Genomic DNA, 13827 nt, shown 5'->3' on the forward strand with positions numbered 1-13827 from the left:
TCTTTTCTTTTTTATAAAATAATTATAAGATTTATGTATCTATGTTTTATCTATACGCAAATATTGAGGTGATCCAGTCGATATGGAAAATGTTCAGAAAGGGACGCGCCCGGTGACGAGCTATTTGAAATTTATCATCCCATCTATCATCGGTATTATCTTATTTATGATTCCGATCTCCATCGGGGGGGAAATGACCATTCCTGTTGCCATGCTGGCCAAATGGTTGCAGGAGTTGCTGGCGGATGTCCTCCCGGCTTTGGCAACGGTCCTGATCTTGGTTTCTGCAGTGCTCACGCTCATTGGATCTTTTATAAAACCAACTTGGATCATGGATCGCCCCTTTTTAAAAAGTTTGTTTCACGTGTCGGTTTTTTGGGCGGTCACCCGTGCTTTGGGAGCGGTATTGGCCGTGCTGACGCTGTTTCAGTGGGGACCGGATTGGGTTTGGTCGGAAAATACAGGCGGTTTGTTGCTGTATGACCTGATTCCCGTATTGTTTACAGTGTTTATTTTTGCCGGACTTTTCATGCCTTTTTTGATGGATTTTGGATTGCTGGAAATGACCGGAACGTTGTTGACACGGTTGATGCGTCCGTTATTCAAACTTCCCGGACGGGCTTCCATTGACTGTCTGGCATCCTGGCTGGGGGATGGAACGATCGGGGTTTTGCTTACCAACAAGCAATATGAAGACGGCTTTTATACCAAGCGGGAGGCGGCCGTTATCGGAACGACGTTTTCCGTGGTGTCCATCACTTTTACCATTGTCGTTTTGGAACAGATCGGATTGGGGCATTTGTTCGGGCCTTATTATTTAACCATTTCCTTATCCGGGTTGGTGGCGGCGATTGTTTTGCCGCGGATCCCTCCGTTGTCCCGGAAAGAGGATACGTATTATGACGGGTTGAAAGGGAACCTGAATGAAACGTTTCCGGAAGGCTTTTCCGTGTGGCAATGGGGTTTGCACCAAGCCGTGGAACGTGCGCGCAGCATGCAGTTTAAAAAAGTTTTTCAAAACGGATCCAAAAACATCTTCGATATGTGGCTGGGCGTCTTGCCGGTTGTGATGGCTTTTGGAACCACCGCAGTGATTATCGCGGAATATACCCCGTTGTTTAAATGGCTGGGATTGCCGTTTGTCCCGATTTTATCCTTGTTGAACATCCCGGAAGCACACGAAGCGGCCCAAACGGTTGTGGTCGGCTTTGCGGACATGTTTCTTCCTTCCGTGATTGCAAGCGGAGCGATTGAAAGCGAATTGACCCGGTTTGTCATTGCCTGTCTCTCGGTGACCCAATTGATTTACATGTCCGAAGTGGGCGGGCTGTTGTTGGGTTCCAAAGTCCCCGTTGATTTTAAAGATCTGGTGATTTTGTTCCTGCAGCGTACGTTGCTGACGTTGCCCATCATCGCCTTGATGGCTCATCTGATTTTTTGACGGAACCCGGGCGGGCTTTCTGTGCTAAAAGCAGAAAGCCCTTTTTTATGCGTATATCTATTTTGCTTAATCTTTTAAATACATTTAAAATAATGATGAGTCATTTTATTTGAGATAGGAGTGATATGGGCGATGAGTCATGAACCGGCCTGGGTTCCAACCCCCGGACAGATGAAAAAAACCCGTCTTTATCAATGGATGAACCGGCTGGGTTATCAGGATTATGACGCTTTTTACCGGGACAGTGTGAAAAATATTGCCTGGTTTTGGGATGAAGCGGTCAAAGATATGCAGTTGAGATGGCAGGTTCCGTATCGTCAAGTGATGGACATGAGTGACGGCATTTTATGGACCCGCTGGTTTGTTGGCGGGAAACTCAATATTTCGGAAAATTGCTTGGACCGGTTTGTCGATGATCCATCGTCCCGTCACCGGATTGCGTTGATCTGGGAAGGCGATAACGGGGAGTGCCGGAAATATTCGTACCGGGATTTATGGCTGGAAGTGAACCGGATTGCAGGAGGGTTGCAAAAGCTGGGTGTGAAGCCGGGAGACCGGGTTGCCATATACCTGCCCATGATTGCGGAAAATGTGATTGCCATGTTGGCGGTCGCCAGGATTGGTGCGATTTTCATCCCGTGTTTTTCCGGATACGGCGCCGATGCGGTGGCCACCCGGATTCAAGGATGCGAGGCCAAATGGCTGATCACGGCGGACGGGTTCTACCGGCGGGGAAAATTGGTCCGGATGAAAGAGGAAGCCGATCTGGCCGCGGATCAATCGCCATCTGTCGAGAAAGTGATTGTGGTGCGGCGGGCCAACCGGGAGTGCCCGGCAAGGGACAGGGATGTGGATTGGGACCGGTTGCGGACAGATTTGAAAGCGCTGTCACCCCATCCCACGGCGGCGGATGATCCCGTGATGATCATTTATACTTCCGGGACCACCGGCAAACCGAAGGGAACGGTCCATGTGCATGCGGGGTTTCCGGTGAAAGCGGCTTTTGATGCGGGATACATGTTTGATGTGGGACCGGGGGATGTGTTGTTTTGGGTGACGGACATGGGGTGGATGATGGGCCCCTGGATGGTGTTCGGTGCTTTGATGATGGGAAGCACCATGATTGTTTATGAGGGAACGCCGGATTACCCGGCACCGGACCGTTTGTGGCAGTTGGTCGAAAAAAACGGGGTCACTCACTTGGGAATCTCCCCGACCTTGATCCGGGCGTTGATGAAGCACGGGGACAAGTGGCATGAAAAATGGGATTTAAGCAGCCTGCGCGTTTTCGGTTCCACGGGGGAGCCTTGGAATCCGGAGCCGTGGCATTGGCTGTTTGAACAAGTCGGCAAAAAGAAAGTGCCCATTTTCAATTATTCCGGCGGGACTGAAATCTCCGGCGGCATTTTAGGCAATCATTTTTTCAAGCCCATTGTTCCGTGCGGGTTTGCCGGCCCCATTTTGGGAATGGATGCCGAAGTGTTTGATGATTCGGGCCGCCCGGTCCGCGGGCAAGTGGGGGAGCTGGTTTTGCGTCAGCCATGGGTCGGCATGACGCGAAGCTTCTGGCAGGATGACCGGCGGTATGAACAAGCTTATTGGAGCCGCTGGCCGAATGTATGGTTGCACGGGGACTGGGTGTATATCGATGAGGAAAACAACTGGTTTATCACCGGACGTTCGGATGACACGCTGAAAATCGCTGGAAAACGGTTGGGGCCGGCAGAGATGGAATCGGTTCTGGTCAATCATCCCTTGGTGGCGGAAGCGGCAACCATCGGGATTCCGGATGCGGAAAAAGGGGAGAGTGCCGTCTGCTTTGTCGTCTTAAAAGGCGGGACAACCGAAGGGTTGGAAGAGGAGCTGATCCGGTTTGTGGCCCGCAAAATGGGAAAAGCATTAAAACCAAAGCGGGTATGGGTGGTGGACGAATTGCCCAAGACCCGGAATGGAAAAATTTTGCGCCGCGTGATCCGGGCCGCCTATTTGGGAGAAGACACCGGTGATCTGTCTTCGCTGGAAAACACGGAGACCGTTGAGGCGATCCGCCGGTTGGCTGGGAACGAAAAATAAGATTTTCATAAATATGATAAAATATATATATTTGAGTGATTCATGAATTTGCTTACCTTGCGGAATGAGCCGGTTTTTGGTTCATTCTGTTTTTTGTTGTTGATAAAATGATCGCTTTTGTCTATATAATGGAGGGAATGATCCGTGATACAATGATACTGATCCATGAAATGGACAGAAAAACAGAGAAGCCGTGCGAATGAATACATAGGAGAGGTGTCGGTATTGCATGTTCCGGGGAACAGATTTAGAAACACGTGTGCTTCAGGTGCAAGAAACACACTCTCCAGACAAACGAGACGATCTGCTTAGGGAACTGGAACCACATGTGCGCAGAATCGCTTCACGTGTTTGCAGGAGGGTGATCACTAAGCAGGATGACGAGTACATGATCGCTTACAAAGCTTTGGATGAAGCGATCAGTGGCTACAGCTCAGGATTTCAGGCAACATTCATGTCCTTTGCGTACAAAGTGATCCATCGGCGGTTGGTGGATTATTTCCGGCAAGAGGCAAAGCATCAGAAAACGGTGCCGCTTTTGACTTCCGGGCCCAATGAGGAAGAGATCCAAAACCAGGAAGTGGTGGCCAAAGCCTTTGAAAGTTACCGGGATGAAGAACTGAGCAAAATGCGCCGCCTTGAGATCGAAATTTTTAAAAAAGCGTTGGCCAAGCAAGGGATCACTTTGGATGAATTGGTCAAAAAAAGCCCGAAACACCGGGATACACGCGAAAATTTATTCCACGTGGCGAAAAAGCTGGTGTCTGAGAAGGAGCTTTTGCACAAATTCCTGCACCAAAAAAAGCTGGATAAAGAGATTGCCTCATATTTGGGAATGCATCGCCGAACTTTGAATCGGCACAGAAAATACCTGACGGCTCTTACCATTGTCATGACGGAAGATTTAACCCTTGTGCGAAGTTATTTGGGTCTGTAAGGGTAAGAAAGGGGGCGAATGAATGCGGAAAGGAGTTATCATGGAAGTTCGGCCGCGCCATTGGATTGTGATGACACCGGATGGCGAGTTTGTTCGTGTGCCGAGAACAAACATGGAACTGACCGTGGGAGAAGAAGTGGAGTTTCCCTTGGTTGTGAATCGTTCTTCCGCATGGAAGAGAAAGCCTTGGATTGCGGCGATCAGTGCCGGCGTGGCAGCGATGATCGGAATGTTTTATGTTCTTCCCCAATTTTCGCCTTCCAAGGAAGCCCATGCAGAAGGATATATTTATTTGGATGTGAATCCAAGCATTGCAATTGGAATGGATAAAAACAAACATATCACCGAGGTCAAACCCTTAAACAAATCCGCTTTAAAAGTGCTTGGCGGTAAAAGTTACAAAAACGAGCAAGTGGACGAATTTGTGGAACATTTTTTGGATGAAGCGAAACAACAAGGTTTCTTGCATCCGAAAGACCAAATTGTTTTATCCGGTTACAACGATGAAGAAACCAGCGTGAGAACGTTGCAAGAGATTGAAACCATGATTGACGAGGAAAGCAAAGAAGAGAAACTGGAATTGCTTGTTCATACGCTGACGATGCCGAAATCAGTGAAGAAAAAAGCAGATGAAACCGGTTTGTCCCCGGCGAAATATGCCGTGTGGATGATTGCAAACAAAGAGGGGAAAAACCTGGATGTCAAAGAGATGGAAGAGATTCCGATAACTCAACTGGCTGAAGACATCAAGCCGGTATCCGATCTTCTCAATCGGCCGCCATCGGAAGAAGAATGGGAAAGCATCATCAAAGATGAGAATCAACCCAAAACGGATCACAAAGACGATGCCCCCGCCAAACAACCTGACAAAACCAGCAATGACTCTTCTTCGGGTTCCACCCGTGATCCGGCTTCGGATACGAATAAAGAGGAACCTGCCAACAAGGAGGAACCGGAGCAAACCGATTCCCAATCTCCATCAAAAGATCAGGATCAAAAACCGAAGCCTGCAGATGAAAAAACAGACTCCTCTTCCGATTCAAATGCGTCGGATCCGAAAGAGTCCAACATGGTGACGGATGAGTAAACCGTTGAACAGGGGTTGCAAGCTGACACCTCCCACCAGCTTACAACAGAAATGAGAGGGGCCGATTTCGATGAAAGGGACTGGGATCGTAAGAAAAGTGGATCATCTGGGAAGGATCGTATTGCCAAAAGGCCTGAGGGATCTTTTGAATATTCATCCCAGCGACGGTGTTGAAGTGTTTGTGGATGATCAATATATCGTGCTGAAAAAATACGAGCCCAACTGCATTTTTTGCGGGAGCCTGGAAGAAGTGATCTACTATCGCGGAAAAATGATTTGCAAAAAATGTGTAGAGGAAACATCCAAGGTGATGATGAAAGGAGCGCCTGAGTAAGGGCGCTTTTTTTGATGCATGTCTTCTTTATCCCATAACCGCTTCACCGTGACGGAATGACAAACAATCGCTTGTTTGGTAAAATGAAAACATATAATAAATAAATAATTTTTTGAAAAATGAAATCGCTTTCTTTATAAGGAGGAATATTCCAATGGATCAGGAAATGCTGTTGCTGGAAAGGATGGAGCCGATCGCAAAAATAACACTGAATCGTCCGAAGTCACTCAATGCCTTAAACTCCGGCCTGATGAAAAAACTGGCCGATGAACTGGAAGGGCTGGACCGGGACGAAGCGATCCGGGTGATTGTTTTGACCGGAAGTGAAAAGGCTTTCGCGGCGGGAGCCGACATTAAAGAACTGTCTGAAACCAGGCCGGTCGACTTTGTGATGAAACAATTTTTCCGGGATTGGGAACGGATCCGTAAAATCTCCAAACCTTTGATTGCGGCTGTCAACGGTTATGCATTGGGCGGAGGCAATGAACTGGCGATGTGCTGTGACATGATCATTGCTTCCGACGCGGCTCAATTTGGACAACCCGAGATTTTATTGGGAGTGATCCCCGGAGCCGGGGGAACACAGCGTCTGACCAAAGCAGTCGGAATGAAAAAAGCGATGGAAATGATTTTGACCGGAAAGAGCATTTCGGCAGAAGAAGCCCTGAAGTGGGGACTGATCAATCGTGTGGTTCCGGCGGAGGATTTGGAAAAAGAGGTGCTGTCTTTGGCAAAAGAGATTGCAGAAAAGCCGCCGGTTGCTGTCCGGCTGGCCAAACAAGCGGTTTTAAAGGCCCAGGAACTTCCCTTGGAACACGGTTTGAATTTGGAACAAAATGCTTTTTTCCTGCTCTTTTCTTCCGAAGATCAAAGTGAGGGAATGCGGGCGTTTTTGGAAAAAAGAAAACCGGTTTTTCGGGGGGAATAAGATCACACTTCCGGTTTTGGGCATATGATGAGTTGAAAGATTTTCAGGCTTGTCAGTCAACTTGTTCAAAGTGGAGATGATAAGAATGGGAAGCATGAAAATCAATGAACAAAAGCGGGGATCTTTGTTGGAGGAAGCGAAGATGCGCGACGTGTTTGAAATGATGGACCGCTATGGCCACGAGCAGGTCATTTTTTGCCGTCATCCGCAAACCGGTCTCAAAGCGATCATCGCCTTGCATAATACAACCGCGGGGCCGGCTTTGGGTGGATGCCGCATGATCCCGTATGCTTCGACGGACGAAGCCTTGGAGGATGTTTTGCGGTTGTCCAAAGGCATGACCTATAAATGCAGTCTGGCGGATGTGGACTTTGGCGGGGGAAAAATGGTTATCATCGGCGATCCGAAAAAAGATAAATCGCCGGAGTTGTTTCGCGTGATCGGCCGTTTTGTGGGCGGGTTAAACGGCCGTTTCTATACCGGAACCGACATGGGAACCAATCCGGAAGATTTTGTCCATGCCGCCAGGGAATCGAAATCTTTTGCCGGATTGCCGAAATCGTACGGCGGAAGCGGGGACACATCCATTCCCACCGCGCTCGGGGTGTTTCACGGAATGCGGGCCACCGCCCGGTTTTTATGGGGGACGGATCAGCTGAAAGGGCGTGTGGTTGCCATCCAAGGAGTCGGCAAGGTGGGAGAGCGCTTGTTGCAGCTTTTGGTCGAAGTGGGGGCTTACTGCAAAATTGCCGACATCGATTCGGTGCGATGCGAACAGCTGAAAGAAAAGTATGGCGACAAGGTCCAATTGGTGGATGTGAACCGGATTCACAAGGAGAGTTGCGATATTTTCTCGCCTTGCGCCAAAGGCGGCGTGGTCAATGATGACACCATTGACGAGTTCCGTTGCCTGGCCATTGTCGGATCCGCCAACAACCAACTGGTGGAAGACCGGCATGGGGCACTGCTTCAAAAACGGAGCATTTGGTATGCACCCGATTATCTGGTGAATGCCGGCGGGCTGATTCAAGTGGCTGATGAACTGGAAGGCTTCCATGAAGAGAGAGTGCTCGCCAAAACCGAAGCGATTTATGACATGGTCCTGGATATTTTTCACCGGGCGAAAAATGAGAATATTACCACTTGTGAGGCAGCGGACCGGATCGTGATGGAGCGTTTGAAAAAGTTAACCGATATTCGCCGGATCTTGTTGGAGGATCCCCGCAACAGCGCAAGGAGGTAAAAATCATTGATGAAACTGATGACCGAGGAGGATGTCCGCCATCTTGCCCCGGATGGCCGTTTGACGGAATCGGGAAAGGAAATCTGGAACCGGTTGAGTGTGGAAAAGAAAAAAGACTTTTACCGGTGGATGGCCTTCGTCCGCCATTTTGACAGGCGGTCGGTTTTCTTGCAACGGCAAGGGAGAATCGGAACCTATGCGCCTTTGGAAGGGCAGGAAGCGGCGCAGGTCGGAAGTACCTTGGCCCTGCAAAAACAAGATTGGATTTTTCCGAGTTACCGGGAACACGGGGTGGCGATGATTGCCGGAATGCCGTTGTCGCAAATTTTGCTTTATTGGATGGGCAGGGTCGAAGGGTGCAAGGCTCCGGAAGAAATTCGCTTATTACCGCCTTCCGTGCCGATTGCCACCCATCTTCCGCATGCGGTCGGGGCGGCATGGGCATCGAAATTGAAAAAAGAGGACAGCATCGCGGTTTGTTACTTTGGGGACGGGGCCACATCCGAAGGGGATTTTCACGAAGCTTGCAATTTTGCAGGGGTTTTCAACATCCCGGTGATTTTTTTCTGCCAAAATAACGGTTATGCCATCAGTGTGCCGTTTTCACGCCAGTCGGCGTCAAAAACGGTGGCTGAAAAGGCAAAAGCGTATAACTTCCCGGGAATCCGCGTCGATGGAAATGACGTTTTGGCCGTGTATGATGTGATGTCCAAAGCCGTCGCGCGCGCCCGGGCCGGGAAAGGCCCCACTTTGATCGAAGCCGTGACTTACCGCTTCGGTCCGCACACCACGGCCGATGATGCCACGCGGTACCGTCCGCCGGAAGAAGTGGAAGAATGGGTGAACGAAAAAGATCCTTTGCTGAGATACACCCGCCTGTTGAAAAAGGAAGGGTTGTTGACGGACGAAGAGGAGAAAACGTGGGAAGAAACCTGCAAAGAGAAAATGGATCAAGCGATTTCCCGGGCGGAAAAAGAAGAACCGGCCCCTCCCGGGCATATGTTTGCGCATGTGTATGAAACCTTGTCCGCAAATGAAAAGAGACAAAAACAGCAGCTGGAAGAGAGGGATCACCGTCGATGAAACCAAAAACCATGGTGCAATCCATATGCGATGCATTGAAGGTGGCATTGGAGAACGATCCGCGGGTGATTCTGCTGGGGGAAGATATCGGGAAAAACGGAGGGGTTTTCCGCGCGACGGAGGGATTGTGGGAATTGTTCGGAGAGGAGAGGGTGATGGACACCCCACTTGCGGAAGCGGGCATCATCGGATCCTCGATCGGACTGGCTGTGGGCGGGTTTCGTCCGGTGGCGGAAGTGCAATTCATGGGTTTTATTTATCCGGCGATGGAACAGCTGGTGACGCATGCCGCGCGCTTGCGGACAAGGACACAAGGGAGGTATCCGGCGTCCATGGTCGTGCGCGTTCCGTATGGCGGGGGGATCCGGGCGCCCGAATTGCACTCTGATTCCACGGAAAGCTTATTTGTCCACATTCCCGGATTGAAAGTAGTCACGCCTTCAACTCCGAAAGATGCCAAAGGGCTTTTGCTTTCTGCCATTGAAGATCCGGATCCGGTTTTGTTTTTGGAACCGATGCAGTTGTACCGGTCGGTGAAAGAAGAAGTTCCGGAAGGATGGTATGAGGTTCCGATCGGTCAAGCGAGGAAAGTGACGGACGGGGAAGATGTCACCCTGATTGCATGGGGAACCATGGTGCCGGTGGCGAAAAAAGCGGCAGAAGCAGCGAAAAAAGAAGGGATCTCCTGTGATTTGATTGATCTGCGTTCCTTGTCTCCGTTGGATGAAGAGACGATTATTCACTCTGTCAAAAACACGGGACGGGTCGTCATTGTCCATGAAGCTCCCCGGACCGCCGGGGTAGGAGCGGAGTTGACGGCACTGATCAATGAACAAGCTTTTTTGTATCTGGAAGCCCCGGTGACCCGGGTGACTGGTTATGACGTGCCGGTGCCGATGTATGCCTTGGAAGATGATTTCCGCCCGGATGTGAAACGGGTGTACCAATCGATTTGCCAGGTCGTTTCTTATTGAGGGGGGAGAAGAAGTGGCAGTGAAATTTTGTTTGCCGGATATCGGCGAAGGGGTGACGGAAGCCGAAATTATCCGCTGGCTGGTGAAAGAAGGAGAGAGAATCGAAGAAAATCAACCGGTTTTGGAAGTGCAGACCGACAAAGCGGTGGTGGAATTGCCTGCGCCTGCCGGCGGAAAAATCATGAATTTGAAATGGACCGAAGGGCAAGTGGTTCCCGTTGGGGAAGTTTTGTATGAAATGGAAGAAGACGAAACCGCTCCTTCCCCGGTGGCCCCGCAGAAGAACAAGAAAAAAAGAGTTTTGGCAACCCCCTCCACGCGGCGTCTGGCCAGGGAACACGGTGTGGATATCAATGAAATCAAGGGAACGGGGGAACATGGTCGGGTCACCAAAGAAGATGTCCTCCGCCATGTGAATCAAAACAAGGAGAGCCCGGCCCCCGGCATCTTCCTTCCGAAAGCGGAAGTGGTGGAGGAAGATTTGTCGCCGACACGCAGGGTGATCGGGGACCGGCTGCTTTATTCGGTTACCCGCAAGCCGCATGCCACCCATTTTGATGAATTGTCGGTGGACGGATTGGTCCGGTGGTACGAACAACAAAAACAAGCTTCGGCCGGCGATCCGTCAGTGCCCAAATTGACGTATATGGCCGTTTTGGCGAAATTGGTCGCCGTGACCTTGAAACATCATCCACGGTTTAATGCCCATTATGATGAGGAAACTCAGCGCATCCGGCAGTTTTCATCCATTTCGCTGGGGATGGCAGTGGATGCCCCGGGAGGACTCGTCGTTCCGGTGATTCAACAGGCGGAGCAAAAAAGCATCGACCAGCTGGCGGAAGAGATCGGAAGATTGACCAGACTGGCGAGAGAAGGGAAACTTTCGCCGGGACAAATGAAGGGAAGCACCTTCACCATCAGCAATGCCGGGGCTTTGGGGGGAGAATGGGCAACCCCGATCATCCAGCCCCCGGAGGTGGCCATTCTTGCTTTGCACCGGATCGCGGAAAAACCGGTCGTGGAACATCACCAGCTGACCGTCGGGTGGCGGATGAATGTCTCGCTCAGTTTTGATCACCGGGTGTTGGACGGAGCCGATGCCATCCGCTTTACACAAACATTAGGCGAGTATACCCGCGATCCCGGAAAGTTGTTGCGGGAAATGGTTTGATAAAACGGGTTTTGAGGTTTTGAAGGAAGGCTTACCCAGTAAGTCTTCTTTTTTTTGCATAAAATTTCCTGATGCAATCAAACTAAGACAGACGGTGAGACGAGGAGGATTGGTATGGATCAGGTTACCATGGCCCGAATCTTTTTTGGGACTTCTTTGGCTTTTCACATCATCTACGCCACGTTGGGAATCGGTTTGTCCGCGATGGTTTTTGTGAGCGAATGGCTCTTTTACAAAAGAAAAGATCTTCACTATGCGGTCATGGCAAAGCGGTGGACCAAGTCGGTGGCACTGCTTTTGGGTGTGGCCATTCCGAGCGGGACCATTGTGGCTGTCCAGCTTTCGCTGTTGTGGCCGGGATTTATGAAAATTGTCGGTCAAGTGATCTCGGTACCGTTTCAGATCGAAATTTATGCATTCTTTTTGGAAGCGCTCGCCTTGTCCATTTATGTTTACGCCGCTGACCGCCTGGCCCCTTTGTGGCGGGTGATTTCCGTGTTTCTGGTGGCTTTCGGCGCCGCGGCTTCGGGCATTTTGATCACGTCGGCAAACACTTGGATGAATACCCCTGCGGGGTTTGACATGAAACCGGACGGGACGGTCTACAATGTGGATCCATGGAAAGCTTTTTTTAATCCGAGTTTTGGAAACACCGCTTATCACGTGGTGGTCAGTGCGCTCATGACCGGAGCTTTTGTAATCGTTTCTGTGGCCAGTTACCGCTTGTTGAGGGGGAGGGCCGCTGAACGTCCCGTTCATCAAAAAGCTTTGTTTTTCTCGTTGATTTTAGCGTTTGCCATGTCGTTTTTGACGGCAGTTTCCGGACATGGATCCGCACAAAATTTGCATCAATATAATCCGGAAAAGCTCGCCGCTTCGGAAGGATTGTTTGAAACCCGGCGTTATGCCCCCTTGATCATCGGTGGTGTGGTGGATCAAGAGAAAAGAGAAGTAAGAAACGGGATTGAGATCCCTTACATGCTCAGCTTTTTGGCAGGAGACCGGTTTGACACGGAAGTCAAAGGTTTGGAAGAATTTCCGGAGGAAACCTGGCCGCCGGCCTATGTGCACACCTTGTTTAACATCATGGTGGGAATCGGTGTCCTCTTGCTGGCTCTTTCCGCTTTGGCCCTTTATTTTTGGTGGAAACAACGGGAGGCCAAGGAAAAAAATCTGCCCCGCTGGCTGTTGTGGTTACTGGTTGCATCCGGGCCCTTATCCATGCTGGGGATCGAATTTGGCTGGATTTTCAGCTGCAGCGGCCGGCAACCCTGGACGATTTACGGGGTGCAAACCACGGCGGAAGCGGCAACCAAAGCCGGAAACCTCGGTTTCCTGTATATCCTGTTTGCCGCGGTATACTTGTTGTTGAGTTGGATGTTGGTCAAAGTGATGATCTCCTATTTCCGGCGCCATCCCCTCGAAGAAGACCTGGAACAAATGAGACAAAAGGGGTATTCCTATGGAGCAAACTATTGAACCGTCCATTGCCATTTTGTTGATCTGGATGCTTGTCTTCGTCTACAGCATGGCCGGATCCATCGATTTTGGAGCCAGCTTTTGGGCGATGCTTTATAATCAAAAACGATCCAAAGCCGGACAAGTGGCCAACCGGTTTTTATCTCCCACCTGGGAAGTGACCAATACGATTTTGGTGTTGTTGGTGGTGTCCACCGTGGGCTTTTTCCCGAAAGCGGCTTATATGCTGGGAACGGTGCTGTTGGTTCCGGTCAGCATCATTTTGTTGCTGATTACCTTGCGCAGTTCCTTTCTGGTGTTGTCTTATTCGGCAGGGGGGTCAGCCAAAGGGCTCCGGATTGTTTCGGGCATGACCGGCTTGTTTGTCCCGGCGCTTTTGATCAGTGCGTTGCCGGTGACGGAAGGCGGCTTTATCCGGGAAACCGGAGGACAGATCATAATGTTGTTTGATAAGTGGTTAACCAGTCCTTCCGTGTATTTGTATATGTTGTTCGGGCTTGCCTCGGAGTTGTTTTTGTCTGCTTTGTTTCTCGCGGATTATTCCAGGGAAGCCAATGATACGGAGGCTTATGCAATGTACCGGAGGCAAGCTGTCTGGCTCGGGCCGGTGGCCATCGTGGCGGCGGTTTTGACGCTCGTTTTTTTGGAGCCGGAAGCGGAGTGGTTGTTGCAAAGGCTCAGCGGACAGTTGAAACTGTTTTTGTTCTCCATGATTTGTTTTTTGATCGGGTACCTCTTTTTATGGCGGGGAGGCCGGAAGATCCGGCTGGCGATTATTTTTATATTTTTACAATATGCGTTTGCCACGTTTGCTTACGGAATTGCCCATCTCCCGTATATTGTCTATCCTTACTTGACGGTCGGAGAAGCATTTACCAACATCAACACCTTTTATTCCCTGCTTAAAATCCTTGGTGCGGGGATTGCCCTGCTTCTGCCGGGATTCCTGATTTTTTGGCGTTTCTTCCTGAAGGATAAACGTTATTTGCAAAAGCAGGAATAGGGAACATAAAATTTTTTAAAAAAATGTCTTGCACAATTCGTCGATTTATGTTAGATTATTTCTTGTCGCCGCGA

The 13827-nt window shown here is 50.1% G+C and carries 12 protein-coding genes; all 12 read left to right on the top strand.

Translation table 11 applies throughout. From position 1 onward, the window contains the following. Positions 1–82 precede the first annotated feature (82 nt). The 12 genes from H1R82_RS04520 to H1R82_RS04575 all read left to right on the top strand — a co-directional run bounded on the left by H1R82_RS04520 (position 83) and on the right by H1R82_RS04575 (position 13753). Positions 83–1441 carry a YjiH family protein gene (locus H1R82_RS04520; protein WP_181731599.1) on the top strand — a complete coding sequence of 453 codons (1359 nt, stop codon included), beginning with the start codon at positions 83–85 and terminating at the stop codon, positions 1439–1441. 132 nt (positions 1442–1573) lie between these two features. Beyond that, positions 1574–3514 carry an AMP-binding protein gene (locus tag H1R82_RS04525; RefSeq protein ID WP_181731600.1) on the top strand — a complete coding sequence of 647 codons (1941 nt, stop codon included), beginning with the start codon at positions 1574–1576 and terminating at the stop codon, positions 3512–3514. Positions 3515–3875: 361 nt separating this feature from the next. Continuing rightward, a complete protein-coding gene (locus H1R82_RS04530; RefSeq protein WP_332307411.1) occupies positions 3876–4451 on the top strand; it encodes a hypothetical protein in 576 nt (191 codons plus the stop codon). Between the two features lie 22 nt (positions 4452–4473). Beyond that, positions 4474–5538 (top strand): anti-sigma factor domain-containing protein, encoded by a 1065-nt coding sequence (locus tag H1R82_RS04535; protein ID WP_181731602.1) that lies wholly within the window; start codon positions 4474–4476, stop codon positions 5536–5538. Between the two features lie 70 nt (positions 5539–5608). Further along, a complete protein-coding gene (locus H1R82_RS04540; RefSeq protein ID WP_037996279.1) occupies positions 5609–5872 on the top strand; it encodes an AbrB/MazE/SpoVT family DNA-binding domain-containing protein in 264 nt (87 codons plus the stop codon). A 154-nt stretch (positions 5873–6026) separates the two neighbouring features. Continuing rightward, on the top strand, positions 6027–6800 hold the full coding sequence (locus tag H1R82_RS04545; protein WP_181731603.1) for an enoyl-CoA hydratase-related protein: 774 nt from the start codon (positions 6027–6029) through the stop codon (positions 6798–6800). 85 nt (positions 6801–6885) lie between these two features. Then, positions 6886–8043, top strand: a complete 1158-nt coding sequence (locus tag H1R82_RS04550; RefSeq protein WP_232333930.1) for a Leu/Phe/Val dehydrogenase — start codon at positions 6886–6888, stop codon at positions 8041–8043. Between the two features lie 9 nt (positions 8044–8052). Then, positions 8053–9126 carry a pyruvate dehydrogenase (acetyl-transferring) E1 component subunit alpha gene (gene pdhA / locus H1R82_RS04555; RefSeq protein WP_181731604.1) on the top strand — a complete coding sequence of 358 codons (1074 nt, stop codon included), beginning with the start codon at positions 8053–8055 and terminating at the stop codon, positions 9124–9126. Beyond that, a complete protein-coding gene (locus tag H1R82_RS04560) occupies positions 9123–10100 on the top strand; it encodes an alpha-ketoacid dehydrogenase subunit beta (protein ID WP_181731605.1) in 978 nt (325 codons plus the stop codon). Before pdhA ends, H1R82_RS04560 begins: the two co-directional genes overlap by 4 nt. A 13-nt stretch (positions 10101–10113) precedes the next feature. Continuing rightward, positions 10114–11271 (top strand): dihydrolipoamide acetyltransferase family protein, encoded by a 1158-nt coding sequence (locus H1R82_RS04565; protein ID WP_181731606.1) that lies wholly within the window; start codon positions 10114–10116, stop codon positions 11269–11271. Positions 11272–11385: 114 nt separating this feature from the next. Next, complete coding sequence (locus H1R82_RS04570) at positions 11386–12750, top strand: cytochrome ubiquinol oxidase subunit I (protein ID WP_181731607.1); 1365 nt, start codon at positions 11386–11388, stop codon at positions 12748–12750. After that, on the top strand, positions 12734–13753 hold the full coding sequence (locus H1R82_RS04575; RefSeq protein ID WP_181731608.1) for a cytochrome d ubiquinol oxidase subunit II: 1020 nt from the start codon (positions 12734–12736) through the stop codon (positions 13751–13753). The genes H1R82_RS04570 and H1R82_RS04575 overlap by 17 nt, the downstream gene beginning before the upstream one ends. Positions 13754–13827: the final 74 nt, after the last annotated feature.

This window comes from Thermoactinomyces intermedius, from assembly GCF_013912365.1.
GTDB lineage: Bacteria > Bacillota > Bacilli > Thermoactinomycetales > Thermoactinomycetaceae > Thermoactinomyces > Thermoactinomyces intermedius.